This is a genomic window from Streptomyces sp. NPDC037421 (assembly GCF_055602105.1).
The window spans coordinates 21,952-44,652 of sequence record NZ_JBVJWV010000044.1 but is presented as its reverse complement, the minus strand read 5'-3'; the positions used below and the strand labels follow the sequence as shown (position 1 = coordinate 44,652).

Genomic DNA, 22,701 nt, shown 5'->3' with positions numbered 1-22,701 from the left:
GTCTCAGCAACGTTCTCCGCACTCCGCGCACCAATGAACACCTTGTGGTCCTGCGTGGCGAGGAGGCGAGCCACGGCCAACCCGATCCCACTGGTGGCACCGGTGACTACGGCGACCCGCTTGTCCTGGTCCGACATGTGTTTCTTCTCCAAAGGAAGGGATGAACGGTTGGAACGGGCGGCCGCCGCGTGGGGCGGCGGCCGCCCGGCAAGAGGGAATCAGGCGTCGACGAGGGCGTCGCGCAGGGTCTTGTTGATGGCCGCGACCAGCGATCGGGGCGTGGAGTTGTCGCTGAAGATCTCGTCGTCGAGCGTGATGCCGAACTCGCGCTCGATGCGCCCGCCGGTCTCCAGCAGCGCCAGCGACTCGTATCCCAGCGTCTCGAACTCGTTGTCGAGGATGTCGCCGTCGAGGTCGATGCCCTCATCGGCGCCCGCGCCCTCGAGGAGGATGCGCTTGAGGTCGTCAATGGTGAATTCCTGCTTGGACACGATGGATCCCTTCATAGGTTTTCCGCACCCGGAGGTTTTCGGCTGCGGGGTACATGGAGCGCCCCGTCCGTCAGCTGGGAGCGACGGCGGTTGGGCGCCGGCTGGTGGCCGTCAGTCGACGGCGCGCATCACGACCGCGGAGTTGAATCCGCCGCGGCCGCGGGCGAGGACGAGCGCGGTACGCACCGAGGCCGTCCGCGGCCGCACGGTCACCAGGTCGATGTCGTGCGCGGGGGAGAGTTCCACGTTGGTGGTCGGCGGGATCAGGCCCTCCCGCATGGAGAGGACCGCCGTGACCACGTCGATAGGCCCGGCGCCCGCGTTGATCCGTCCGGTCATCGTCTTGGGAGCGGTGACCGGCACGCCACGGGGGCCGAAGACCGCGGTGATGGCCTCGGCCTCCTCGCGGTCGAGCCGCAGGGTGGCCGAGGCGTCCGCGAAGACCACGTCGACCTCGGCGGGGTGGCAGGCAGCGTCCTTGAGCGCCGTGTCGATGGCACGGCGCAGGCCGGACTCCCGTCCGCTGCCCGGCTTGGGGTCCAGCGTGGAGCCGTAGCCCGCGAACTCGGCGTAGACGGTGCGGGCACCTCGGGCACGGGCGCTGTCCTCGTCCTCGAGGATGAGAAGGGCCCCGCCCTCACCCGGCACGTAGCCGCCGGCGGCCTCGTCGAAGGGCAGGTAGGCGCGCTCGGGCTCGTCACTCGTGGACATGACGCCGCCGTGCAGGTGGGAGGCCCAGCCCAGTGAGCAGATCGAGGCGTCGAAGCCCCCGGCGGCGATCAGCCGGCTGCCCTTGCGCAGCTGGCGGCGGGCCTGGGCGAGGGCGTCGAGGCCACCCGCCTGATCGCTGACGACGACTCCGGTGGGGCCGCGCAGGCCGTTGCGGATGGAGATCTGTCCGCTGTTGACGGCGTAGAACCAGGCGAAGGACTGGTACGCGCTGACGTGTTTGGCGCCCTGGCCCCACAGCTTGCGCAGCTCGTTCTCGCCGAATTCGAAGCCTCCGGAGGCGGCCGCCGTGACGACGCCCATGTCGTAGGGGTCCACTTCCCCCGGGACCAGACCGGCATCGGCGAAGGCGCAGTCGGCGGCGACGAGGGCTAGCTGGGTGACCCGGTCGGTCTGCGGGACGAGCCGGCTGGGCAGGTGGTCCGTGGGGTCGAAGCCACGGATCTCCCCTGCCAGGGGGGAAGGGTACGTGGAGGCGTCGAACCGGGTGACGGGCCCGATGGCGTTCTTGCCGATCCGCGTCGCCGCCCAGAAGTCCTCCACCCCGACCCCGCTGGGGGCGGCCACCCCGATGCCGGTGACCAGGGTCCTGGAGCTCACGCGGTCCTCCTTTCGGGTCGGGTCAGCACCATCGCGCTCTGGAACCCGCCGAATCCGCTGCCGACGGTCAGGACGGCGTCGGTACGGTGTTCCCGCGCGATGAGCGGTACGTAGTCGAGGTCGCACTCCGGGTCCGGCGTGTGCAGGTTCGCGGTGGGCGGCACGACGTGGTGTTCCATCGCGAGGAGGGAAGCGGCGATCTCCATGGAGCCGATGGAACCCAGCGAGTGCCCGATCATCGACTTGACCGAACTCACGGGCGTTCCGTAGGCGCTCAGGCCCAGGGCCAGCTTGTACGCGGCCGTCTCGTGCCGGTCGTTCTGCTTGGTGCCGGAACCGTGCGCGTTGACGTAGTCGATGTCGGCGGGGTTCAGGCGGGCCTCGTCCAGCGCGACCGTGATCGCCTCGGCCAGCTCCCGGCCGTCGGGACGCAGCCCCGTCATGTGGAAGGCGCTGGAGCGGGAGGCGTAGCCGGCGATCTCCGCGTAGACGTGCGCGCCCCGGCGGCGTGCGCTCTCCAGCTCCTCCAGAACGAACACGGCGGCGCCTTCGCCCAGGACGAAGCCCTTGCGGGAGGCGTCGAAGGGCCGCGAGGCCGTCTCGGGTTCGTCGTTGAGCGTGGTCGTGGCCTTGATCGCGTCGAAGCTCGCCAGGGTGAGCGGCGTGATCGGGGCGTCGGTGGCCCCGGTGATCATGATGTCGGCGCTGCCCTCCCGGATCAGGTCGACGGCGTGCGCGACCGAGTCGATCCCGGAGGTGCAACCGGTGGACACCACGGTGGCCGGACCCTCGGCTCCGACGGCCCAGGCCACTTCGGTGGCGAAGGAGCTGGGAACGAAATGGTCGTACAGATGACCCGGCGCGTACATGTGGTCGACCGTGGCGAGCCGGCCGTCGCCGCTGGCCACCCGGTAGGCGCTGTCGAGGCTGCTGATGGCTCCGACGGCGGTTCCGATGCTGACACCGGTGCGGTACGGGTCGAACCCGGCGAGGTCGAGACCGCTGTCGACGACCGCCTCCCGGGCCGCCACCACACCGAACTGCGCGGCGCGGCCCATACGGCGGATCTCCTGCGGAGTCATCCCGTGCAGTTCCGGGAGGAAGTCGGCCTCGGCGGCCACCCTGGAGCGGAACGGAGTGGGATCGAAGAGGGTGATCCCACGTGTCGCGGTATGACCTGAACTCAGCAGATCCCAGAACTCGCGCGTGCCGATGCCTCCCGGCGCCAGTACTCCCAGCCCTGTGATCACTACCCGGCGAGCCACCGGTACGGCCCTCCCCTCGTATCGGCCTGGAGGGACGTCACTCGGACGCCGTCCAGTCGTAGAAGCGGGTGGCCATCGCGTCGGCCGGGGTGCGCCAGGTGGCCGGGTCGTACGGCTGGATGAAGGGCAGCAGGTCATGGCTGATCTTCATGAAGCGCGGGTCGTTGCGGGACTCCTGGATGCGCTTGCCGCCGTCGTCGTCGGCGAAGTCCTGGAGGTGGAAGTAGAGCCCCTTGTACATGAACAGGCGGCGGCGCAGGGTTCCCATGCGCTCCGGCATGTCGGTCTTGTCGAACGCGGCAAAGAGCTCGGCGACTTGATCGCTCGACTTGCCGTCCATCCGGGCCACGATCAGGTTGCTGTGCTGCATCCGGTGTCTCGCTTCCGTGAGTCTGGGGTGTGGTTGGGCGTGGTTCAGGACTGGTAGAGACGGACGAAGTCCGCCACTCCGTCAGCGATCAGTGCGTCCGCCTCGTCCTGGGGCAGTGGCAGGGCACCCAGGAAGGAGCGCTGGACGACCCCGGAGGGAACGAGCAGGATGAAACGCTCCGCCGCCTGGTTCGCGTCCGTGATGTCCAGCAAGCCCTGCGCCGCGAGGTTCCCGAGCCGGCGGGCCAGCTCGCGGCGGGCCTGCCTGGGGCCGGTCGCCTGCCACTTCTGGACGGCTTCGGCCGGCAGGCGCGTGACCTCCGCGCTGATGTGCCGGACGATCGCGAAGTGCTCGCGGAAGGCCTCCAGCGGCGCCAGCCATGCCCGGCCGAGCGCGATCAGGTCCTGTTCCAGATCGGTGATCTCCGCGAGATGGCTCTCGGCGACGGCCGCGAGGGCCGCGGCGACGGAGGCGGAGCTGTCCAGCAGCACGCTCAGCAGCAGCTGCTCGTGGTCGGGGAAGTACCGCGCCACGGAGTCGGCGGGTACTCCCGCCTCCTGCGCGGTCGCCTCGGAGGTGCAGCGCGTCCAGCCGTCGCGCGCCAGCACTGTGCGGGCGGCCCTGACGATGGCGCGGCGTTCCTCGGGAGATCCGGAGTCGGCACGCGCGATCGCCGCCGTGGGCGTTGCCATGGGATTCCTCCTCGTGACGTGCTCGTCCGGCCGTGGGGTGCGCCGGCCGGCGGGGGTGTGCCGGCTGTCAGGGGGTCCCGAACCAGCGTTCGAGCGCCATCGGCAGGTCGTGGTGGCTGCCGGGTGCGGCCCATGCCACGTATCCGTCGGGCCGGATCAGCAGGGCGGTGGTGTCGTGCAGTCCGTCGGCCCCGGACGTCTCCTCGCGTGGCCGGGCGGTGACGATGTCGACCCGTTCCGCCCAGGCGGCGGCGCGCTGGCGCAGCCGGGGGTTGTCCGCCAGGTCGAGGAGCACCCCGCGGGCGGGGCGCAGCAGCTCGGTGCTGGAGGTGGGGCCGTCGGGGCCGGTGAGTTCCACGTTCGGCATGCGCCGGCCGAGCAGCGGGTGGCTGCCCCGGCCCACGTCGTAGGTGATCTCCAGGCCGGTGACCATGGCGGCGAGGTGCCGGGCGACGTCCTCGTACGCCATGAGTTCGCGCAGGGAGTCGCGCAGCGGCTGTACTTCCGCGCCGCTGAGGAACAGCAGTCCCTGGGCCCGGGTGTTCATCAGCAGCCGCCGGCCGACGGGGTGGCGTTCGCCGTGGTAGGTGTCGAGCAGGCCGAGCGGGGCCCGGCCGAGTACGACCGAGGCGAGCTTCCAGCCGAGGTTGACGGCGTCCTGGATGCCGGTGTTCATGCCCTGGCCGCCGGCGGGCAGGTGGATGTGCGCGGCGTCGCCCGCGAGCAGCACCCGCCCGCGCCGGTACTCGGTGACCTGCCGTGCCGCGTCGCCGAAGGCGCTGACCCAGACCGGTTCGGCGGCCGAGATGTCCTCGCCGGTGAGCCGCTGCCAGGCGGCCGCGACCTCGTCGAAGGAGGGCGGGCTCTCGCGCCGGCGCGGCGGGGTGCCGCGTTCGCAGACCACGATCCGGGTGGTGCCGCCGGGCAGCGGGCCCACCATGACCATGCCGCCGGGCAGGGTCTCGCCGATCATCCGGGGCTTGAGTTCGATGCCCTTGATGTCGGCGAGGTACATCTCCATGGTGGCCGCCGAGCCGGGGAAGTCGAAGCCGGCCGCCTTGCGGACGGTGCTGCGCCCGCCGTCGCAGCCGACCAGCCAGCCGGCGCGCAGGGTGTGCGTCCCGTCCGGGCCGCGGACCTCGACGTCGACGCCCTCGCCGTCGTCGCGTACGGAGAGAACCTCGTGGCCGCGCCGGATGTCGGCGCCCAGGGAGGTGGCCCACTCCTCCAGGTGCGTCTCCGTGACGGACTGAGGCACGGTCTTGGCGGCCTGGCAGGCGCCGTCGAGCACGCCGAAGTCCAGCGGCAGCCCGCCGAAGTGGCCCAGCGTGCTCCTCTCGATCTCGCCGAAGCGCGCGAGCAGGCCGCGCTGGTCGAAGGTCTCCAGCGTGCGCGTGGTGAAGCCGAGACCGCGGGATTCGCCCGTACGCCGCTCAAGGCGTTCGAGGACGACTACGGCGACTCCCGCCAGCCGCAGCTCGCCGGCGAGCATCATGCCCGCGGGACCCGCGCCGACGACGATCACTGGGGCGTCCATCACGTCTCCTTGAGTTCAGCCTCCGGAGACAGTGCACCGGATCTTGACTACAAGGTTCTTCGGACACGAACTGCCGTTCAATGGCGGCGGATTCAGGAGTAGGTCAGGTTCCACAAGGCAGGGTCCGGTGCCTCGGAGGACGGCCAAGGGAATGTCAAACAGCGGTCAGACGTCTGGATCCGGGTCCTACCGGATGCCGTGCGGACCGCTGCGAAGGATCATGCGGAAGGGCGGGGCAGAACGGCTCAGGTGCGCGCCGCCGCTCGCTGGGTGAAGCAGTCCCGGACATCGTTCTCGTTGTAGTACGTACGGCCCGCGCGGTTGCGCCTGCGCCAGCGCTGCTCGCTCGCCAGCCGGTAGACGGTGCCGGTCGGGGTGTGCCACAGCTGCGCGATGTCGGCGGCGGTCAGCCAGCGCTCTCCGACGGCAGGAGCCTCTCCGTGCTCCCGCGCCGAGTCCATGGAGCGGCTGAGTTCGCTCCACTGGTCGCTGGTCCAGCGGTGGCCCGGGACCGCGTCGCAGACGATCGCCCGGCCGGCGGTGGCACGCTCGTCGGCCCGTACGTCCAGGACGAGTCCGCCGGAGCAACCCGTCTCGGGGCAGCCGCCGAGGCGGATCCTGCGCGCCGGGTCGGGGAAGGCCACGCGACGGCCGGCCCGCACCAGGCGGGCGATCTCGTGGGTGGCCTCGGCCGCCGCGGAGTGGGCGGTGAGCCAGTCCGCGTTGCGCAACAGGAAGGAGGTGAGCTCGTAGACGGTGCGCGGCGGGGCGGTGGATCCGCGCTGTTGCGCGACGAGCCCGCTCCAGGAACCCAGTACGGAGACCATCCGTGCGCGCACGTCCGCCGCGAGCCCGTTGAAGGGCAGGCCCGGCAGGTCGCCCCCCGTGGTCTTCTCGCGCATGCTGCCGGGTGTCCCGCCACCGAGCATCCGGCCGCACTCCTCGTAGAGGCGCGTCAGCTCGGCCAACCCGGAGGTGAAGTGTTCCCGGCACGAACGGCACAGACGGCTGCCCTCGACGGCGCGCCTGCGGGACCGTCCGTCGGCGTGCCCTCTGCGGCATCCTTCGCCCTGGCACAGCGCCGTCCCCGTCATGTTCTTCGCCCCTCGGCTCGTATCGGTGGTGACGGTCCTGCCGCGGAGTTCCGCGGGGCCGGTTTCAGGCGCCCTGGCCGAACCGGAAGCCGACACCGCGGATCGTGATGATCCAGCCGGCGCCGATCTTGTTGCGCAGCGTGCTCACGTGCGTGTCGACGGTCCGGCGGGACCACGAGTCACCCCATACCTGCTGCATCAGCATCTTGCGGGGGATGACGGTGTCGGGGTGCGACGCGAGGAGGTAGAGCATGTCGAACTCCTTGCGCGTGGTCTCGACGGGCTCACCGTTCAGGGTCACCTCGCGCGTTCCCGCGTCGATCCGCAGTGGTCCGCAGGTGATCGTGGCCGCTACGGGCCGGACCGGCCTCGCCCTGCGCATGACCGCCTCCATCCGCGCCATCAGCTCGCGGAACCCGTAAGGCTTGACCAGGTAGTCGTCCGCGCCGGCCTGCAGGCCGAGGACCCGGTCCAGTTCGCTGCCGCGGGCGGTGACCGCGATCAGCGGGATCTCGTGGGAGGCGCGGATGCCCCGGCAGACCTCCAGCCCGTCCAGGTCGGGGAGCTCGAGGTCGAGGAGGACGAGGTCGGCATCGGCGTAGCCGCGCAGTGCCTCGCTCCCGGTCCCCACGATGTCGACCTCGTGTCCATGGCGGCGCAGACCGCGTGCCAGGGTCTCGGCCTCGTTCGCGTTGCTCTCCACGATGAGGATGCGCCACAGGCCCGACTGTGCCGGTGCGTGCTGTGGCGCCCTCAGGCCCTCAGCCGGCAGGAGCCCCCCGTTCACTGCTGCGGCAGGTGTGTGAGGTTCCAGCACAGCGATGGTCCGCTGGTTCATCTGCCCCCCTCCCTCAAGCTCGGTTGAGCCAACGTCAGCGAAGATACAAACCGCGCCGCCGGTTTGTCAAAGACTGTCAATCCAACCAACCCATCCCCGAGAACGACCAAAACGGGCCGCTGCGGGGCAATAATCACGATCAAATCGGCCACGCACGGGCCCCCGCCAGCCATTCCAATACCAACGGCGCGGTTTAATAATGGAAGGAAACTGATACAGGAGCTATGCGTGATGAAACAAGAACGCGCTGTCCGGACCCGTCATGCACTGATTGAGTCAGCCGCGACCGTGTTTGGACGGCGCGGCTACGCAGAGTCGACGCTGAGCATGATCAGCGTCGGGGCCGGGGTGAGCCCGGGCGCACTGCACTTCCACTTCGAGAACAAGGCGGCGGTCGCCCAGGCCGTCGAGGCCGCCGGGGCCAAGGCCCTGCGCGCGGCCGCCCGGGAGGCTTACGCGCAGCGCACGTCCGCCCTCCAGGCCCTGGCCGACAGCTCCCAGGCGCTCGCCGGGCTGCTCCTGAGGGACGTGGTCGCCCGGGCCGGCTTCCGGCTGGGCAGGGAGCCGGCGTACGCCGCCACCTGCGCCCTGCCCCGGGAGTGGCACGAATACGTCCACCGGCTGCTGGCGGAGGCCTCCGAGGAGGGCGCCCTGCTTCCGGGCCTCAACCACCGCAGCGTGGCGGCGACGGTGGTGGCGGCCACCCTCGGCTTCGAGGCGCTGGGCCGCGACGACCCGCAGTGGCTCGCGCCGCGCACCCTGGCCGGCTTCTGGCGTGTGGTCATGCCCTGCCTGGCCGTTCCCGCCACGCTGCGCACCCTGGACACCGCAGGGCTCGGGCGCTGAGCAGCACGACGGCCCGCCACCGCGGGGGGACACGGTGGCGGGCCGCCGCCAGGGGGGAAAACGGGTGGAGTCAGAGGGGCCGCGAAGGCCAGGGGTGCCTCACACCGAGCGCAGGGTCCTGACCGGGTCCCCCGCGTACCGCGTCGCCGGCTCCAGCACGGCCCGGCTCTCGCGCCCGACCACCTCGCGCACGTACCGCCGCGCCGCCGCCAGTTCCGCACCGTGGCCGGGGCTCCGCCCCACCGCCCGCTCGTCCAGCAGCACGTCGTGCCGGCAGGACACGGTGACCCCCGACGCGTCCGGCTCCAGGCACCACTCGCCGGCGTGTGCCGCGAGCAGCGGGTGCGGCCGGGTCCGCTTGAAGACGATCCGGCCGGCCGCCGGGAAGCACACCCGTAACGCCTCGGTCGCGTAGGCGGAGCCGTCGTCGGCCAGGTTGACCAGCCGGGTGCGCTGCACGCCGGGCCGGTCCTCGGACACCTCGGCCTCCATCACGTGCGCGACCCGGCCGGGCCAGGAGGCCACGCCGTACAGGAACTCGTACACCGGCTCGGCCGGGCCCTCGATCCGTACGGACTCCTCGAAGGACACCATGAGTTCGTCGAGCCGCCGCCAGCGCTCGGCCGTGGTCCGCAGACCGCCCAGCGCGGCCCACGCGCTCTCCTCCGCCCGCGCCACGGCCCGTTCGGCCTCCGCGGTCCGGCCGCCGCCGAGGGTGATCTCCCGTTCCAGGGTCAGCCGAGACCAGCCGGGCGCCAGTTCCTCCACGGTCCAGCCGCCGCCCGAGGCGGCGACGGGCGCGTCGGGGCGCTCCTCGTCGAAGAGGACGCGCCGCCCGCCGGCGTCCAGGGTCCGGCGCACGAGCGAGCGCCGCAGTTCCCCGCCGGCGTCGGCCCACCGGACGTACCGGTCGGTGGCGCCGTCGAAGTCCAGCCGCTCGACGTGGACGGTGTCCGGCAGGAACAGCGGCCACTGGGTGACATCGGCCACCAGGGTGTACAGGGCTCCGGCGGGCGCGGCCGCGTCGACCGCACATGACATCCGGTGCACTCGCTCGACAGACATCGGACACCTCTCTCAACGCTTGGCGCAGAGCCTGTCGGCGCCCGCCGGAGTCCGCGTCGAATGCCGCTGGAGCCTCAGACGGCGGCTCGGCTGCCCAGCACGTCGTTGACCAGTTCGAGGAAGAGCCGCGGGGTCTCGCCCGTTTCGAGGATCTCCCCGTCGAGGAGGACGTCGAACTTCCGCTCGATCGACCCTATGGTCTGCAAGACGGAGAGGCTGTCGTAGCCGAGCTCGATCCAGTACAGGTCCTGGACTTCCTCGGTCAGCTCGACGCAGTCCTCCTCGCCGCCCCAGACCCGCAGGATGCGGGTGAGGTCGGCGAGTTCCAGCCGGACCGTGGCTTGCATGGTTTGCCTCTCTCCTCGTCCGCCGGCGCAGCGGCTCATACCGGGTCGCCAGGAGCCTGACCCCCAGCCCTGGAGAACCCCTCACGCCGGGAACGAGCCCCGCTGGAGCCGCCGCGCCTCCCCTCCGCGACCTGCCCGGCCTACGCCGCGTACAGGTCGAAGGTGGAGCTGCGGCGCGGTCCGGCCACCACGTCGAGCGCCGGGTCCACCCGCAGCATCGCCTGGTGCAGGCGCTGCAGTTGCTGCGAGGGCTCGACGCCGAGCTCCCCGATCAGCCGGGCCCGGAGCCTGCGGTAGACGTCGAGGGCGGTGGCCTGCCGGCCCGAACGGTAGAGCGCGACCATGGCCTGAGAGTGCAGGCCCTCGTGCTGCGGGTTGCGGGCCATCAGCTCGGTGAGCTCGGCGAGCAGTTCGGTGTGCCGGCCGAGGCGGAGGTCCACGTCGATCCGCCGCTCGGTGGTGACCAGCCGGCTCTCGGCCAGCCGCAGCACCTCGATCTCCAGGATCGGGCCGACGCGTACGTCCACCAGCGCGGGTCCCTGCCACAGGTCGAGCGCCTTGCGCAGCAGGTCGGCGGCGCGCTCGTCGTCACCGTCGTCGAAGGCGTTCTGGCCGGCGGCGACGAGGGCCTCGTACTCGTGGACGTCCACCGACTCCTGCGGGATCTGGAGCAGGTAGCCGCCGTGCCGGGTGGCGAGCACGTCCTTGGCGGTGCCGGGAGCCCCCGGACCCATCGCCGTACCGAGCCTGCGGCGCAGCTGGAGGATGTACGTCTGCAGGGTGGTGAGCGCGCTTTCGGGCAGGTTCGTCCCCCAGATCTCCTCCATGAGGGTCGGTACGGGCATCACCCGGCCCGGGTAGAGCGCGAGAAGCGCCAGGATCTGACGCGGCTTGCCCGCCGTAGGAACGATCGATGCCCCGTTGACCTCGGCACTCAACGGACCCAGAACCTGAATCTTCACGGTCTCCCGTCTCCCCTCCATATTTCGTCGAGATACTCTCGGTTTTCAGTATTCGACCCGATGACGGTAAGCCAGCCCAGGGCAACATCACCGGGCATTCAAGCCGACATCGAGTGGACCTCCGAAACAGGCGAACAGACGGCGGATTCGAAAGACAGGATTCCGATTGGATGCCAAACCCCGTGCTCAGCCCGCTGATCGAGCTCGTCGTCTTTGTTCCGATTGACGTTGATGCAAATTAAATCTCAGGTCGTTCCCAGCGCTTCCTTAAATCCCCGTGCACCATTCACCGGACGATCACCCGAATGCCTGGATCAGCCGACCCGGGCGAGCCGCTTACGGGCGGTCTCCGGGGATTCGGCGGTGGTCGCCTCGGGACCGCTCATGAGGATCGACCGCTGGAGGCTGCGCAGGGCGGCCGAGGGCTCGATGCCGAGCTCGCGCACCAGCGTGGCGCGCAGCCGCTGGTAGACATTGAGCGCCTCGCCGCGCCGGCCGGAGCGGTGCAGGGCGAGCATGAACTGGCCGTGCAGGTTCTCGTGGATCCGGTAGCGGCTGGCCAGAACGGTCAGTTCCGCGAGCAACTCCCGGTGCCGGCCGAGCCGCAGGTCGGCCTCGATGCGCTGGTCGAGCGCGCACAGCCGGGTCTCCTCCAGGCGGCGCGTCTCCATGTCCAGCTGCACCCCGCCGTCGACGTCGGCGAAGGCCGGCCCCGACCACAGGGCGAGCGCCTCCCGCAGCAGCCGCGCGGCATTGGGGAAGTCCGCGGCGTCCATCGCCCGGTAGCCCATCCCGGCCAGCCGGTCGAACTCGCGCACGTCGCTGGTGCCGCCGGCGCTGTTCAGCATGTACCCGCCGGGCAGCGTCACGAGGACGTCCTTGGCGGTGCGCGCCCCGTCGGTCCCCTCCAGCGCGGTGCCGATGAGCCCGCGCAGCTGGAGCACGTAGGTCTGCAGGGTGGTCCGGGCGCTGCGCGGCGGCTCCGTCCCCCACAGCTCCTCTATCAGCGCGGCCACGGGCACGACCTGGTCCGCGTGCAGTGCGAGCAGCGCCAGCACCTGCCGGGGCTTGGCCGCCGTCGGCGTGATGGAGACCCCGTTCTCCCGAACGGTCAGTGCACCCAGTACATCGATGTCCACGCCGTACTCCCCTGCTTCGTCCTTGGATGAGCTCTCGACTTTCGCTGGAACGAGCAAAAAACAGACGAGCCGGTTTGTCAATACCAAACCGGCTGTACCGTTTTCTGGCACTCGCCACCCCTAGAGGAATCCAAGAACCGGCCTCTAGCTGCGAGTTTGCCCGTAAGCGGAGCCCCTGAGGCACTCATTCCGCCGCCACGAGAGGGCAGGGGTACGACCGAGGAGGCACTATATCGGCCAACAAACGGCCGAAAACCGGCCTCACGGTCGGCTCGCCCCGCGCTCTCCGAGACCCTCTCCGCAAGGAGTCAGACCGCTTGGCCTACCTCGACACGGCACCCGGAAGGGCATTACAAACCGCTTTAGCGGTTTGCTGAAGAATATTTACGCTCGGCAAGCGGCGGAGTCGGGCCGGAGGCCGGCTCGAACGCCACTCAAGATGAAGGGGAAGGACTCCCACCGGCCCTGGGCCGCGAGGCTCCGCCCAGGCCGGAACCCAGCAAGCGGAAGGCCGGCCCGCCATCCCGTCGGCCTTCCGGAATCTGATCCGCCAGCCAGTGGACCAGTCGCCCGCCCGCCCCGGGGCCCGGAGCTCGACGCGTCGGAACCGGGCGACGGAATCGCCCAGAACCTTTCACCTCGGCAAACCGCGAACGCACGTGACAGGCGGATGGGGCCGCGCCGGCAGCCGGCGGCGCGCATCCCGTCGACCACCCGGCCCACCCCGCCGATCGCGGAACGGCAGCACCGTTCCGGACGGCACAAGCCCTGCGGCAGGCTGGTGCAAGACTCTTCCGCGGCGGGAACCCGTCGTCCCCCCCGGGGACCCGGCGGTGCACCGCGGCGAACGGTCCGACCGTCCCGCAGACCGTAAAGCGATCTTCCGATGCGAATCGGCGGCCCTCCGTGCCGAACTCCTACCGGGAACCTGCTCAAGAACCGCTCTTGGCCCGGTTGAGCTGGTTCCAGCCGGGTGGCAGAGATTCGACGTCGCCCCACTGGCAGGGAACTGGGGAAACAGTCCGGCAGAGGTTTGGCCGGAAGGCAGACCTCCGCATATTTCCCGGGCAAGGATGATGCTCCCCCTGGATAAAAAACCGGTTGGTATATATTTTTCTCGCAGGTCACACCTGTAACTCGCCAGCGCTGTCTAGGGGGAACAATGAGCGCGAGCACGTTTCATGTCGAGCGCACTCCGACCTACGCCCCGACGTGGCGGGACACGCTCTCGCCGCTCGAACGGAGCGGATACGACGGCCCGTCGTTCACGACCACGGTCCCGAAGGAACTGGTGCACCGTGCGTCCGCCGCCGAAGTCTTCCTGACCGACTGGCGGCGCCTCGACGACACCCGCTTCTCGGTCACCGCGGAGTGGCCCCGCAACCACGGCTTCTACACCCAGGTCGCCGGAGACCACCACGATCCGCTCATCTGCATCGAGACGATCCGGCAGCTCGGCATCCTGCTGGGACACGCCGAGTTCGGGTTGCCCCTCGGTCACCAGTACCTGCTGTGGGACCTCGGCATCACCATCCACCAGCCGGAGCACCTCAAGGTCCGGCGGGCGCCGACGTCTCTCGACATCGACGTCAATTTCACCGAGATCAGGCGCCGGGCCGGGAAGCTGAGCAAAATCGCCTACGAGGTCGTGGTACGCCGCGACGGGCACGTCGTGGCGACGGGGCATGTCTCTTCCACCTGCACCAGCCCGGCGGTCTACGAGCGCCTGCGACCCCCGCACGCCCTGCGGGCCGACCACCGTCCGCTGCCCCTGACGGCTCCCGTCGCACCGCAGAGCGTGGGGCGGCTGTCCCCGATCGACGTGGTCCTGTCTCCCACGGCCGAGTCGAACCGGTGGCAGCTGAGGGTGGACACCCTCCACCCGGTCCTGTTCGACCACCCCCTCGACCACGTGCCGGGCATGCTCCTCGTGGAGGCCGCCCGACAGGCCGCCGCCGCCACCCTCGGGCGTTCGTCCTTCCTGCCGCTCGGCATCAACAGCGACTTCGAGCGGTACGTCGAGTTCGACGTACCCTGCGTGATCGAGGCGGAGCGCCTTTACCCGGACACGCCCGGAGCGGACGAGACCGTGCGGGTGACGGGCCTCCAGAACGGCACCGTCGCCTTCCGCGCCACCGTCACGGCGGCCTCGTACTAATCCTGGTGAGCGCCGCTCCGGCCGTCGTTCCCCAGCCGAGGCATGCCCGGCTCCATCGAGGCGTGACCCGACTCACCGCCGCCGACCGCGCGCCGCCCTCATCGCCCCGAAGGGATTCGGCCCTTCTCGCCGTCCGGGCAACCCGTCCCGACGCCCCGTTCCAACTTCCGGCACGACGGAAGCCAGCAGGTCAGTGACGGGCCGGCGGGCCCTTCTCGGACCGGCAGTTTCGGTCGTGCCGCTCCCGGGAACCGTCTCCCCTCCCTTCCCTCACCGTGTGTCTACGCGGCATCGATGTTGGCTGGACAGTCACCCGCTGTAAGATACGTACGGGACGGGCGGTTTGCACAAGGGCTTCCGACCCAGAGAGGAAGGAGCCAACATGGCTGAGCAGGTTCAGCAGGTCCGAGCCATCCGCACGCGTCAGGCGATCCTGTCCGCAGCGGCCAAGATCTTCGAGGAGCGGGGATACCAGGCAGCCACCATCTCCGAGATCCTCGCCGCTGCGGGGGTGACGAAGGGGGCCTTGTACTTCCACTTCCAGTCGAAGGAAGACCTGGCCCACGGCGTCCTCAGCTCTCAGAACCAGAACCTCACCATCCCCGACCGGTCGACCATGACCCAGGAAATCGTGGACATGATGATGCTCCACACCTACCGGCTCCAGACCGATCCCATGGTCCGGGCGAGCGTGCGGCTGGCCATGGACCAGCTGGCACGGGGCCTCGACCGCAGCGGGCCATGGCTCGCCTGGGTCGCTCCCATCACGGAGCGGCTGGAGAAGGCCCGGATCCGGGGCGAGCTGCTCCCCCACGTCATCCCGGCCGAGACCTCCGATGTGATCGTGGGGACCTACGCGGGCATCCAGTCCATGTCGCAGGCCCTCACCGACTACCAGGACCTCATCACCCGGGTGACCGCGCTCCTGCGCCACCTGCTGCCCAGCATCGTGCAGGCTTCCGTTCTCACCTCCGTGGACATCTCGGAGAGCCGGGCGTTCACTGTCTACAACGACGCCGTGAGGTGCTCCGAGGAGCATGAAGCGGCGAAGGCGACCGCCTGACCCTCGCGCGCCCCCTGGTACGCGCCGGCTCCGGAGCGGTACCAGGGCCGATGTGCGCCCGCCCGGGGTCGTACCGATCCGCAGGACCCGACATCCATCCCCTCCCCCTTGATCGACCTCTAAAAGATACCGCGCGTCCCGTTCTTTTCAAAGCCTTCGGACGACGAACTAAGCTCCGCAGATGATCAGCTCATCCCTCCGCCTCGTGCCGGTGACCCCGGACAACTTCGAAGCGGTGACCGCCGTCCGCGTCCGCCCCGACCAGGAGCACCTCGTCGAGTCCGTCGCGCGGTCCCTCGCCGAGGCGTACGTGCACGGCGAGACCGCCTGGCCCCGCGCCATCCTCGACGGCGACGAGGTCGTCGGCTTCGTCATGGCCTTCCTTGACATCGTCTGGAACCCGGCGAAGGACCCGGAGCACCGCCGCTCCGGCATCTGGCGCCTGAACATCGCCTCCGAGCACCAGGGCAAGGGCTACGGCCGCTTCGCCGTGGAGGCCGTCACGCAGGAGATCCGCCGCCGCGGCGGGAGCCGTGCGTACGTCACCTGGCACGACAGCGACGACAGCCCGGCGCCCTTCTACCTCGGCCTCGGCTTCCGCCCCACGGGCGAGTTCAGCGGCCCCCAGCCCGTGGCCGTCCTCGAACTCGCGTAGGCACTAGGGGGTGTCCGGCGGATCAGGGCCGGACACCCCCTAACCGAGCACCACGGTGCCGGGCACCCCCGGCACCGGGCCCGCTCCCGCGCCCTCCCGGAACTGCTGCGGGCTCACCCCCCGCACCCGCTTGAAGGCCGCCGACAGCGCGAACGCGCTCCCGTAGCCGACCCGGCGGGCCACCGTCGCCACCGTGGCGTCCGGCTCGCGCAGCAGGTCGGCGGCCAGGGCGAGCCGCCAGCCCGTCAGGTAGGCGACCGGCGGCTCACCGACCAGCTCGGTGAAGCGCCGGGCCAGCGCGGCCCGCGACACCCCGGCACGGCGCGCCAGTTCCTCCACGGTCCACCCGTACGCGGGGTCCTCGTGCAGCAGCCGCAGCGCCGCCCCCACGACCGGGTCGCCCTGGGCGCGGTGCCAGGCCGGCGCCCCCGATCCGGGGGCGGCGAGCCAGGCCCGCAGCACGCCGATGAGCAGCAGGTCCAGCAGCCGGTCCAGCACGAGCTCCTGCCCCGGCTCGTCCTGCGCCACCTCCGAGGCCAGCAGTGTGATCAGGGTGGCGTCGGCCGCCCGCACCGGCCGCACCAGCACCGCCGGCAGCGCCCCCAGCAGCCGCCGCCCGATCTCGCTCGGCGCCTGGTAGGTCCCGCTGAGCACCACCACCGAGCCGGCGCCCTCCCGGGACGGGCCCCAGGTCCGCACCCCGAGCGAGAACCGCTCGGTGACGTCCTCACCCTCCTGCGAACTGCACCGCTGGTCGGGGCCGATCCTGACGCTCACCGGGGTGTCCGCCGCGTCGGCGAGCGTGTACGGCACGGGCCCCCGCACCACCGCCACGTCGCCCGGCCCGATCCGCACGGCCTCGCCGTCGTCGGGCAGCAGCCACGCCGAGCCGCGCACGAGCGTCATCACCGACAGCGGGGCCCGGTCCTCGACCCGCATGGCCCACGGCGGGTCGAAGACGGACTTCATCAGGAAGGTACCGCGGGCCCTTGGCCCTTCGAGGAGACCGGTCAGCGTGTCCATGCCCTCATCCTCGGACGTCCCAGACCCCGCTCGCCGCCGCTTCGCGCGCGTAGTCGGCGAAATCCCTGGCCGGGCGCCCCAGCACCTCCTCGACCCCGTGGACCAGGTGCGCGTTGCGCCCGTCCGAGATCAGGGTGAACAGGTCGGCGAACTCCTCCGGGAGGTCGTGCTCGCGCAGCACCGCCCGGTACTGCGCGTCCGTGACCGGGACGTACGCGATCTCGCGCCCGGTCGCCTTCGACAGCTCGGCGGCCACCTCCGCGAAGCCGAGCAGCCGCGGCCCGGACAGCTCGTACGTCCTGCCGGTGTGCCGGTCGTCGGTCAGTGCGGCCACCACCACGTCGGCGATGTCGTCGGCGTCCACGAAGGCCTCCACCGCGTCCCCCACCGGCAGGACGATCTCCCCGGCCAGTACGGAGTCCAGGAAGAAGTACTCGTCGAAGTTCTGGTTGAACCAGCTGGCGCGTACGACGGTCCAGTCGGCTCCGGAGTCCCGCAGCCGGCTCTCGGCGAGCCGGGCCGCCTCCTCCCCGCGCCCGGACAGCAGCACCAGGCGCCGCGCCCCGGCGGCCACGGCGGCCACGGCGAAGGCGCCGATGCGGTCGGCGGCCCCGGGGAAGGCCAGGTCGGGGTGGTAGGTGACGTACGCCCGGTCCACGCCCTCCAGTGCCGGGCTCCAGGTCTCGGGCCGGTCCCAGTCGAAGGCCGGCTCGCCGCTGCGGGAGCCGATCCGCACCGCGCGCCCCTGGGCCTCCAGCCGCTCGGCGACCCGCCGTCCCGTCTTGCCGTTGCCCCCGATGACGAGGGTGACCGTGTTCTGCGTCGTCTGCGTCTCGTTCGTGTTCTTCGTCATGACACCCAGTCAAGCCGCGTCCGGCGAGACAGGACATGGCTCAGACACTCCCCCGCATACGCGAGCGTCTACTTCTCCGTGAGGGTGTGCTTGACCAGGGCGTTGGCGTGGCCGTGGCCCATCCCGTGCTCCGTCTTCAGCCAGGAGACGAGCTCCATGTGCTTGGTCAGGGGGGAGGAGCGGATCAGCTCCTGCCACTGGGCCACCGGACGGCCGTACTTCTTCTCGATCGAGGGGAAGTAGCTCGCGGGGCCCTTCACCGGCTGCTCGCTCATGTCGTGTTGCTCCTTGTGTCTGTGACGTACGGAAACGGAGGGGGACGGAAGCGCCGGAGGGAAACCGGACGCGGGGGCTCAGCCGGCCACGGGGGCGTACGCGTGCACCTGCGCCCCGCTGTCGCCGAGCACGGTGGTGCCCACCGGGCGCAGGGTCTTCACCGGCGAGTCCCCGCCGAACAGCCTGCGCCCCCTGCCCTGCACCACCGGCAGCGTCCACAGCCGCAGCTCGTCGAGCAGATCGTGCTCGATCAGGGCGTTGACGAGCCGCCCGCTGCCGTAGACGAGCAGGTCGCCGCCGCCCTGCCGCTTGAGCCGGGTGACCTCGGCGGCGAGGTCACCCGTCAGGAAGGTGGCGTTCCAGTCAGGGGCGGCGGTGCTGGAGCCTACGACGTACTTCGGCATCGCGTTCATCCGCTCGGTCCCGGCGTCGGCGCCCTCGGCGCGCGCCATCCAGGCCGGCGCCATGGCCTCGTACGTCACCCGGCCCAGCAGCAGGGCGTCGGCGGCGGCGAGCTGCTCGCCGGCGAACTCCTCCGCCTCGGCGTTCCAGAACGGCATGGACCAGCTCGGGTCCTCGAAGACGCCGTCGACGGAGACGAAGACGGAGGCGACGACCTTGCGCATGATGCTTCCCCTGACTATGTGTACGGCGTCCACATCCGGACACCCCGCAGCCTACCCAGAAAAGTGGACGCCGTCCACATTCGGGGTCGCGGGACCGGCTCCCGCTCTTCACAGGGGTAGACCGGCCCCCTCCCCGAAACTCATCGCCGAAGCCGCGAGAAGTTTTCGTACACCCCTCCCCACCGCCCCCCACCTGCGCAAATGAGATGCGGAGCGGCCAACGCGCCCCGTAGGGTCGACTCCCGTGGAACCGCTCACCGAAAAACAGATCCGCTCGTCCTTCGTGAACTGCACCAAGGGCGAGGCGGCACGCCTGCGCCTGCCCCTCGACTTCGCCGAACTGCCCTGGCAGGACCTGGACTTCCTCGGCTGGGTGGACCCGGGCGCCCCGCTGCGGGCCCATCTCGTCATCCCGCGCCCCGGGGGTCCGGTCGGCATCACCCTGCGCGTGCCCGCCGCGACCCGCACGAGCGCGGTGAAGTCCAGCCTGTGCCAGATCTGCCTGACGGGACACGCCTCCTCCGGCGTCACCCTGCTCGCCGCCCCGCTGGCGGGCGCCCGCGGCCGCGAGGGGAACACGGTCGGCACGTACATCTGCGCCGACCTCGCCTGCCCCCTCTACGTACGCGGCAAGCGGCAGCCGAAGCTGCGCGCCGGGCGACACGAGGAGTCCCTCACCGTGGACGAGCGCGTCGCGCGGATGTGGGGCAACCTGGACTCCTTCGCCGACAGGATCACCGCCGGAGCGGCGGCCTGAACCGAGCGGCCGGACCCTCAAGGAGAGTTGAGGGCCAGGAATGTGATCACATAACCGCATGACGAGGACTCTCTACCTGTTCTGCTCCGCCGCCCCGCCCGTCTTCGACGTGGCCCATGTGATCGAGGACGCCCAGTCGCGCGGCTGGGACGTGTGCCTGGGCCTGACTCCGACGGCGGCGCGGTGGGTGTCGGAAAGCCTCGACGGCCTCGCCGCCCTGACCGGCAACCCGGTGCGCTGGCAGTACAAGCTCCCCGGGGAGCCCGACCTGTGGCCGGCCGCCGACGCCGTCCTCTTCGCCCCCGCCACCTTCAACTCCGTCAACGCCTGGGCCCTCGGCCTCACCGACCGGTTCACCGTCGGCGTGGCCGCCGAGGCCCTCGGCAAGGGCACCCCGGTGGTGGCCATGCCGTGTACGAACGCCGCGCTCGCCGCCCACCCCCAGTTCGAGCAGTCCCTGGCCGTGCTGCGCGGCGCCGGCGCCGAACTGCTGTACGGCGAGGGCGGCTTCCTGCCCGGCCCGGCGGGCCCCGACGCCCCGCCGCACTTCCCGTGGCAGGTCGCCCTCGACGCCGTGGACCGGGCCGGCGCGGTGTCCGCGTAGGTCCGCCGGCTACTCGCCCGTGGCCCCGTCGATGGCCTCGCGCAGCAGGTCGGCGTGCCCGTTGTGCCGGGCGTACTCCTCGATCATGTGGGCCAGGATGTAGTGCAGCGAGTACGCCTGGTCGCCGAAGTGCCCTCGTACGTCGAGGGACTCGGCGGCCGCCACGACGGCCCGCGACCGCTCGCAGGCCTCCTCCCAGATCCGGAAGGACTCGGCGGGGTCGGCGTCCTCGACGTCGAACTCCGTCCCCTCGCCGGCATCGTCCTTCGGAAAGTAGCCGCGCACGTCCTCACCGTTCAGGACGTTGCGGAACCAGCCCCGCTCCACCTCCGCCAGGTGCCGGACCAGCCCCAGCAGGCTCAGTCCGGACGGCGGCACGGCCCGGCGCCGCAGCTGCTCGTCCGTCAGGCCCGCGCACTTCATCCGCAGGGTGTCGCGCTGCCACTGGAGCACGCTGGTCAGGGTGGAGCGTTCGTCACCGGTCAGTACGGGCGGGGTGCGCTGTTCGAGGTCCATCGGCCGATGATCACAGCGGTACGGGGCTCCCGCCGCCCATTTCACATGCCGGACACCCGCTCCGCCCCGGTCGCCGCCAGCGCCCGCACCCCCTCCGGGCTGCTCCCGTACCGCGGCTGCCAGCCCAGCTCCCGCCGGGCCTTGGCGTTCGACAGCCGCAGCGAGCTGCCCATGATGGCGTGCGCCAGAGGGGCCGCCCGCAGCACCCACAGCGGCACCGTCAGCGGAGCGGGCGCCCCGAACGCCCCGGCCACCGCCCCCACGTGCGCGCCCCAGCCCACCGGGACGTCGTCGGCGATGTTGTACGCCTGCCCGGCGCGCCCCGACTCCAGCGCGAGCACCACCGCGCGCGCCGCGTCCCCGGTGTCCACCCAGCTCAGCGCCCGGCCCTTGTCGGCGACCACGGGCACCTTGCGCCCGCGCAGCAGCGGCACGAGGTGGGTGTCGGTGGTGCCGGCCCCGTAGAACAGGCCGAAGCGCAGGCTGACGCCCTCGATGCCGTCGGCGGTGAAGGCCAGTTCCTCCTTGGTCCGCATGGCGCCGACGTGCCGCTCCAGCGCGGCGTTCGCCCCGCGCGGCCCGAAGCCGTCGTCCTCGCCGATCAGGGCCGTGCCGTGGTCCCCGTACCCGTAGCCGAACATCATCGACTCGACGAGGAACCGCCGCGCCCCCGTCTCCCGGGCGGCGGCCAGCAGGTTCTCCGTACCTTCGGTTCGCAGCCGGTTCGTGGCCGCCATGTCCCGGTGGGCGGCCATGGTCCTGCCGGAGAGGGCGGTCGCGGCGTGCACCACCGCGTCGAAACGCCGGCCGTCGACGGCCCGCAGCAGCCCCTCCCGGTCGAGCAGGTCGGCCCGTACGTCCATCCCCGCGCCCCGGCCCAGCGCCGCCACCTCGTGGCCCGCTGCCCGCAGCGCGGCCGCCGCCCGCTGCCCCAGTACTCCGCTCGCGCCCGCCAGCAGCACCAGCATTCCGGCCTCCTCCGTCGTGTCCTCACCCAGGGGACAGACGGGCCCTGCCGGATGTGACGCCTTCCCGGAAGAAACTTCTGACGTCTTCCACGAGCAGTTCCGGCACCTCCATCGCGGGAAAGTGCCCGCCCCTGTCGTACGAGGTCCATTGCACGATCCGGTCGGTCCGCTCGGCGACGTGCCGCAGCGGGACGAAGTTGTCCCGGGGGAAGTCGGCGAGCGCGGTCGGGGTGTCCGAGACCTCCGGCGGCTGCCCGTGGTAGTCGGCGTGGGCCCGCTCGTAGTAGATGCGGGCGGCCGACCCGGCCGTCCCGGTCAGCCAGTACAGCGTCACGTTGGTCAGCATCTGGTCCCGGTCGACGGGGGTCCGGGGGTCGCTCCACTCGGTGAACTTCTCCCCGATCCAGGCGAGCAGCCCGGCCGGGGAATCGTTCAGCCCGTACGCGAGGGTCTGCGGCCGGGTCGCCTGGATGTCGGCGTACCCCTGCCGCTCCCGCGCCCACACCCGGTACCGCTCCCAGGAGGCCAGCGTCCGCTCCCGCTCGGCGGGCTCCAGCACCGCGAGCTCCGGCTCCCCGGGCTCGGCGGTGGCACCGGCCCCGGGGAGCAGGTTCAGGTGCACCCCGACCACGTTCCCGGGCCGGATCCGCCCCAGCTCCCGTGAGACGGCGGCACCCCAGTCACCGCCCTGGACCCCGTACGCGCCGTACCCGAGCCGCTCCATCAGCACCCCGAAGGCCCGCGCGACCCTCTTGAACTCCCAGCCGGTGTCGGTGGTCGGCCCGGACGGCCCGAAGCCGGGGATGCTGGGCAGCACCAGGTGGAAGGCGTCGGCGGGGTCCTTCCCGTACGCCCGCGGATCCGTCAGCGGCCCCGCGACCTTCTGGAACTCCACGAACGACCCCGGCCAGCCGTGCGTCATCAGCAGCGGCAGGGCGTCCGGCTCGGGCGAGCGGACGTGCGCGAAGTGCACCCGCGCCCCGTCGATGACGGTGGTGTACTGCGGCCACTCGTTCAGCCGCGCCTCGGCGGCCCGCCAGTCGTACTCCTCGCGCCAGTACCGTACGAGTTCCCGCATCTCCTCAGGCGGCATCCCGTACGCCCGCCCGACGCCGTCGAGCCCGTCGGGCCACCGCGTCCGCCGCAGCCGCATGTCGAGGTCGTCGAGCTCCTCCTGCGGCACGTCGAGCCGGAACGGCGTCACACCAAGATCGTCCATGCCCCCAC

General features: G+C 71.2%; 26 protein-coding genes. 6 read left to right on the top strand and 20 right to left on the bottom strand.

What is annotated here, in order from left to right:
* From ACZ7IF_RS35650 to ACZ7IF_RS35610, 9 genes are all read right to left on the bottom strand, one after another.
* A partial coding sequence (locus ACZ7IF_RS35650; RefSeq protein WP_470980483.1) for an SDR family NAD(P)-dependent oxidoreductase occupies positions 1 to 137 on the bottom strand: 137 nt, incomplete at its 3' end.
* Positions 138 to 218: 81 nt separating this feature from the next.
* A complete protein-coding gene (locus ACZ7IF_RS35645; protein ID WP_468494153.1) occupies positions 219 to 491 on the bottom strand; it encodes an acyl carrier protein in 273 nt (90 codons plus the stop codon).
* Positions 492 to 602: 111 nt separating this feature from the next.
* Positions 603 to 1,820, bottom strand: a complete 1,218-nt coding sequence (locus tag ACZ7IF_RS35640; protein WP_470980477.1) for a ketosynthase chain-length factor — start codon at positions 1,818 to 1,820, stop codon at positions 603 to 605.
* The gene (locus ACZ7IF_RS35635) at positions 1,817 to 3,085 is read right to left on the bottom strand and encodes a beta-ketoacyl-[acyl-carrier-protein] synthase family protein (RefSeq protein WP_470980474.1); all 1,269 of its coding nucleotides are present in this window, start codon (positions 3,083 to 3,085) and stop codon (positions 1,817 to 1,819) included. The genes ACZ7IF_RS35640 and ACZ7IF_RS35635 overlap by 4 nt, the downstream gene beginning before the upstream one ends.
* Before the next feature lie 37 nt (positions 3,086 to 3,122).
* Positions 3,123 to 3,455 carry a TcmI family type II polyketide cyclase gene (locus ACZ7IF_RS35630; protein ID WP_470980471.1) on the bottom strand — a complete coding sequence of 111 codons (333 nt, stop codon included), beginning with the start codon at positions 3,453 to 3,455 and terminating at the stop codon, positions 3,123 to 3,125.
* A gap of 44 nt (positions 3,456 to 3,499) precedes the next feature.
* A complete protein-coding gene (locus tag ACZ7IF_RS35625; RefSeq protein ID WP_470980468.1) occupies positions 3,500 to 4,147 on the bottom strand; it encodes a TetR/AcrR family transcriptional regulator C-terminal domain-containing protein in 648 nt (215 codons plus the stop codon).
* 67 nt (positions 4,148 to 4,214) lie between these two features.
* Positions 4,215 to 5,684 carry an FAD-dependent monooxygenase gene (locus tag ACZ7IF_RS35620; RefSeq protein ID WP_470980465.1) on the bottom strand — a complete coding sequence of 490 codons (1,470 nt, stop codon included), beginning with the start codon at positions 5,682 to 5,684 and terminating at the stop codon, positions 4,215 to 4,217.
* Between the two features lie 245 nt (positions 5,685 to 5,929).
* Entirely contained in the window at positions 5,930 to 6,652 is a 723-nt protein-coding gene (locus tag ACZ7IF_RS35615) for a hypothetical protein (protein ID WP_470980462.1), read from the bottom strand.
* A gap of 190 nt (positions 6,653 to 6,842) precedes the next feature.
* Entirely contained in the window at positions 6,843 to 7,616 is a 774-nt protein-coding gene (locus ACZ7IF_RS35610; protein ID WP_470980459.1) for a response regulator transcription factor, read from the bottom strand.
* Positions 7,617 to 7,847: 231 nt separating this feature from the next.
* On the opposite strand from ACZ7IF_RS35610, the gene ACZ7IF_RS35605 reads away from it, so the two are divergent.
* Positions 7,848 to 8,462 (top strand): ScbR family autoregulator-binding transcription factor, encoded by a 615-nt coding sequence (locus ACZ7IF_RS35605; RefSeq protein WP_470980455.1) that lies wholly within the window; start codon positions 7,848 to 7,850, stop codon positions 8,460 to 8,462.
* A 99-nt stretch (positions 8,463 to 8,561) separates the two neighbouring features.
* On the opposite strand, the gene ACZ7IF_RS35600 is transcribed toward ACZ7IF_RS35605, so the two are convergent.
* From ACZ7IF_RS35600 to ACZ7IF_RS35585, 4 genes are all read right to left on the bottom strand, one after another.
* Entirely contained in the window at positions 8,562 to 9,527 is a 966-nt protein-coding gene (locus ACZ7IF_RS35600; protein ID WP_470980452.1) for an SRPBCC family protein, read from the bottom strand.
* A gap of 74 nt (positions 9,528 to 9,601) precedes the next feature.
* Positions 9,602 to 9,874: a phosphopantetheine-binding protein gene (locus ACZ7IF_RS35595; RefSeq protein ID WP_470980449.1), complete on the bottom strand. Its 273-nt coding sequence runs from the start codon at positions 9,872 to 9,874 to the stop codon at positions 9,602 to 9,604.
* A gap of 140 nt (positions 9,875 to 10,014) precedes the next feature.
* The gene (locus ACZ7IF_RS35590) at positions 10,015 to 10,836 is read right to left on the bottom strand and encodes an AfsR/SARP family transcriptional regulator (protein WP_331719167.1); all 822 of its coding nucleotides are present in this window, start codon (positions 10,834 to 10,836) and stop codon (positions 10,015 to 10,017) included.
* Positions 10,837 to 11,150: 314 nt separating this feature from the next.
* Positions 11,151 to 11,975 carry an AfsR/SARP family transcriptional regulator gene (locus tag ACZ7IF_RS35585; protein WP_470980446.1) on the bottom strand — a complete coding sequence of 275 codons (825 nt, stop codon included), beginning with the start codon at positions 11,973 to 11,975 and terminating at the stop codon, positions 11,151 to 11,153.
* Positions 11,976 to 13,137: 1,162 nt separating this feature from the next.
* On the opposite strand from ACZ7IF_RS35585, the gene ACZ7IF_RS35580 reads away from it, so the two are divergent.
* The 3 genes from ACZ7IF_RS35580 (at position 13,138) to ACZ7IF_RS35570 (ending at position 15,851) form a co-directional block, all read left to right on the top strand.
* Positions 13,138 to 14,133, top strand: coding sequence for a ScbA/BarX family gamma-butyrolactone biosynthesis protein (locus ACZ7IF_RS35580; protein WP_470980444.1), 996 nt, complete (start codon positions 13,138 to 13,140; stop codon positions 14,131 to 14,133).
* 382 nt (positions 14,134 to 14,515) lie between these two features.
* A complete protein-coding gene (locus ACZ7IF_RS35575; protein ID WP_470980441.1) occupies positions 14,516 to 15,196 on the top strand; it encodes a ScbR family autoregulator-binding transcription factor in 681 nt (226 codons plus the stop codon).
* A 181-nt stretch (positions 15,197 to 15,377) separates the two neighbouring features.
* Positions 15,378 to 15,851: a GNAT family N-acetyltransferase gene (locus ACZ7IF_RS35570; protein ID WP_470980438.1), complete on the top strand. Its 474-nt coding sequence runs from the start codon at positions 15,378 to 15,380 to the stop codon at positions 15,849 to 15,851.
* 39 nt (positions 15,852 to 15,890) lie between these two features.
* On the opposite strand, the gene ACZ7IF_RS35565 is transcribed toward ACZ7IF_RS35570, so the two are convergent.
* The 4 genes from ACZ7IF_RS35565 to ACZ7IF_RS35550 form a co-directional block, all read right to left on the bottom strand.
* Positions 15,891 to 16,874 (bottom strand): AraC family transcriptional regulator, encoded by a 984-nt coding sequence (locus tag ACZ7IF_RS35565; protein WP_470980435.1) that lies wholly within the window; start codon positions 16,872 to 16,874, stop codon positions 15,891 to 15,893.
* A gap of 4 nt (positions 16,875 to 16,878) precedes the next feature.
* Positions 16,879 to 17,727 (bottom strand): NAD(P)H-binding protein, encoded by an 849-nt coding sequence (locus ACZ7IF_RS35560; RefSeq protein WP_470980432.1) that lies wholly within the window; start codon positions 17,725 to 17,727, stop codon positions 16,879 to 16,881.
* A gap of 68 nt (positions 17,728 to 17,795) precedes the next feature.
* Positions 17,796 to 18,002 carry a DUF4287 domain-containing protein gene (locus ACZ7IF_RS35555; protein WP_470980429.1) on the bottom strand — a complete coding sequence of 69 codons (207 nt, stop codon included), beginning with the start codon at positions 18,000 to 18,002 and terminating at the stop codon, positions 17,796 to 17,798.
* A 78-nt stretch (positions 18,003 to 18,080) separates the two neighbouring features.
* A complete protein-coding gene (locus ACZ7IF_RS35550; protein ID WP_470980426.1) occupies positions 18,081 to 18,629 on the bottom strand; it encodes a dihydrofolate reductase family protein in 549 nt (182 codons plus the stop codon).
* A 244-nt stretch (positions 18,630 to 18,873) separates the two neighbouring features.
* Between ACZ7IF_RS35550 and ACZ7IF_RS35545 the strand changes: the two genes are divergently transcribed.
* Together ACZ7IF_RS35545 and ACZ7IF_RS35540 are read left to right on the top strand one after the other, a co-directional pair.
* Positions 18,874 to 19,386, top strand: a complete 513-nt coding sequence (locus ACZ7IF_RS35545) for an FBP domain-containing protein (protein WP_470980423.1) — start codon at positions 18,874 to 18,876, stop codon at positions 19,384 to 19,386.
* A gap of 58 nt (positions 19,387 to 19,444) precedes the next feature.
* Positions 19,445 to 19,990: a flavoprotein gene (locus ACZ7IF_RS35540; RefSeq protein WP_470980420.1), complete on the top strand. Its 546-nt coding sequence runs from the start codon at positions 19,445 to 19,447 to the stop codon at positions 19,988 to 19,990.
* A 9-nt stretch (positions 19,991 to 19,999) separates the two neighbouring features.
* Here ACZ7IF_RS35540 and ACZ7IF_RS35535 read toward each other — a convergent pair whose 3' ends face one another.
* The 3 genes from ACZ7IF_RS35535 to ACZ7IF_RS35525 are packed head-to-tail and all read right to left on the bottom strand — an operon-like array spanning position 20,000 to position 22,693.
* A complete protein-coding gene (locus tag ACZ7IF_RS35535) occupies positions 20,000 to 20,506 on the bottom strand; it encodes a DinB family protein (RefSeq protein ID WP_470980418.1) in 507 nt (168 codons plus the stop codon).
* A 41-nt stretch (positions 20,507 to 20,547) separates the two neighbouring features.
* Entirely contained in the window at positions 20,548 to 21,474 is a 927-nt protein-coding gene (locus ACZ7IF_RS35530) for an NAD-dependent epimerase/dehydratase family protein (protein ID WP_470980415.1), read from the bottom strand.
* A 22-nt stretch (positions 21,475 to 21,496) separates the two neighbouring features.
* The gene (locus tag ACZ7IF_RS35525) at positions 21,497 to 22,693 is read right to left on the bottom strand and encodes an epoxide hydrolase family protein (RefSeq protein WP_470980412.1); all 1,197 of its coding nucleotides are present in this window, start codon (positions 22,691 to 22,693) and stop codon (positions 21,497 to 21,499) included.
* Positions 22,694 to 22,701: the final 8 nt, after the last annotated feature.

Bases quoted from the DNA above. Each gene is read 5' to 3' on its own strand.
- ACZ7IF_RS35575 (WP_470980441.1), top strand. From the start codon at position 14,516: ATGGCTGAGCAGGTTCAGCAGGTCCGAGCCATCCGCACGCGTCAGGCG.
- ACZ7IF_RS35630 (WP_470980471.1), bottom strand. From the start codon at position 3,455: ATGCAGCACAGCAACCTGATCGTGGCCCGGATGGACGGCAAGTCGAGC.
- ACZ7IF_RS35580 (WP_470980444.1), top strand. From the start codon at position 13,138: ATGAGCGCGAGCACGTTTCATGTCGAGCGCACTCCGACCTACGCCCCG.
- ACZ7IF_RS35565 (WP_470980435.1), bottom strand. From the start codon at position 16,874: ATGGACACGCTGACCGGTCTCCTCGAAGGGCCAAGGGCCCGCGGTACC.
- ACZ7IF_RS35605 (WP_470980455.1), top strand. From the start codon at position 7,848: ATGAAACAAGAACGCGCTGTCCGGACCCGTCATGCACTGATTGAGTCA.
- ACZ7IF_RS35555 (WP_470980429.1), bottom strand. From the start codon at position 18,002: ATGAGCGAGCAGCCGGTGAAGGGCCCCGCGAGCTACTTCCCCTCGATC.
- ACZ7IF_RS35570 (WP_470980438.1), top strand. From the start codon at position 15,378: ATGATCAGCTCATCCCTCCGCCTCGTGCCGGTGACCCCGGACAACTTC.
- ACZ7IF_RS35530 (WP_470980415.1), bottom strand. From the start codon at position 21,474: ATGCTGGTGCTGCTGGCGGGCGCGAGCGGAGTACTGGGGCAGCGGGCG.
- ACZ7IF_RS35550 (WP_470980426.1), bottom strand. From the start codon at position 18,629: ATGCGCAAGGTCGTCGCCTCCGTCTTCGTCTCCGTCGACGGCGTCTTC.
- ACZ7IF_RS35540 (WP_470980420.1), top strand. From the start codon at position 19,445: ATGACGAGGACTCTCTACCTGTTCTGCTCCGCCGCCCCGCCCGTCTTC.
- ACZ7IF_RS35600 (WP_470980452.1), bottom strand. From the start codon at position 9,527: ATGTCTGTCGAGCGAGTGCACCGGATGTCATGTGCGGTCGACGCGGCC.
- ACZ7IF_RS35625 (WP_470980468.1), bottom strand. From the start codon at position 4,147: ATGGCAACGCCCACGGCGGCGATCGCGCGTGCCGACTCCGGATCTCCC.
- ACZ7IF_RS35620 (WP_470980465.1), bottom strand. From the start codon at position 5,684: ATGGACGCCCCAGTGATCGTCGTCGGCGCGGGTCCCGCGGGCATGATG.
- ACZ7IF_RS35525 (WP_470980412.1), bottom strand. From the start codon at position 22,693: ATGGACGATCTTGGTGTGACGCCGTTCCGGCTCGACGTGCCGCAGGAG.
- ACZ7IF_RS35595 (WP_470980449.1), bottom strand. From the start codon at position 9,874: ATGCAAGCCACGGTCCGGCTGGAACTCGCCGACCTCACCCGCATCCTG.
- ACZ7IF_RS35535 (WP_470980418.1), bottom strand. From the start codon at position 20,506: ATGGACCTCGAACAGCGCACCCCGCCCGTACTGACCGGTGACGAACGC.
- ACZ7IF_RS35610 (WP_470980459.1), bottom strand. From the start codon at position 7,616: ATGAACCAGCGGACCATCGCTGTGCTGGAACCTCACACACCTGCCGCA.
- ACZ7IF_RS35560 (WP_470980432.1), bottom strand. From the start codon at position 17,727: ATGACGAAGAACACGAACGAGACGCAGACGACGCAGAACACGGTCACC.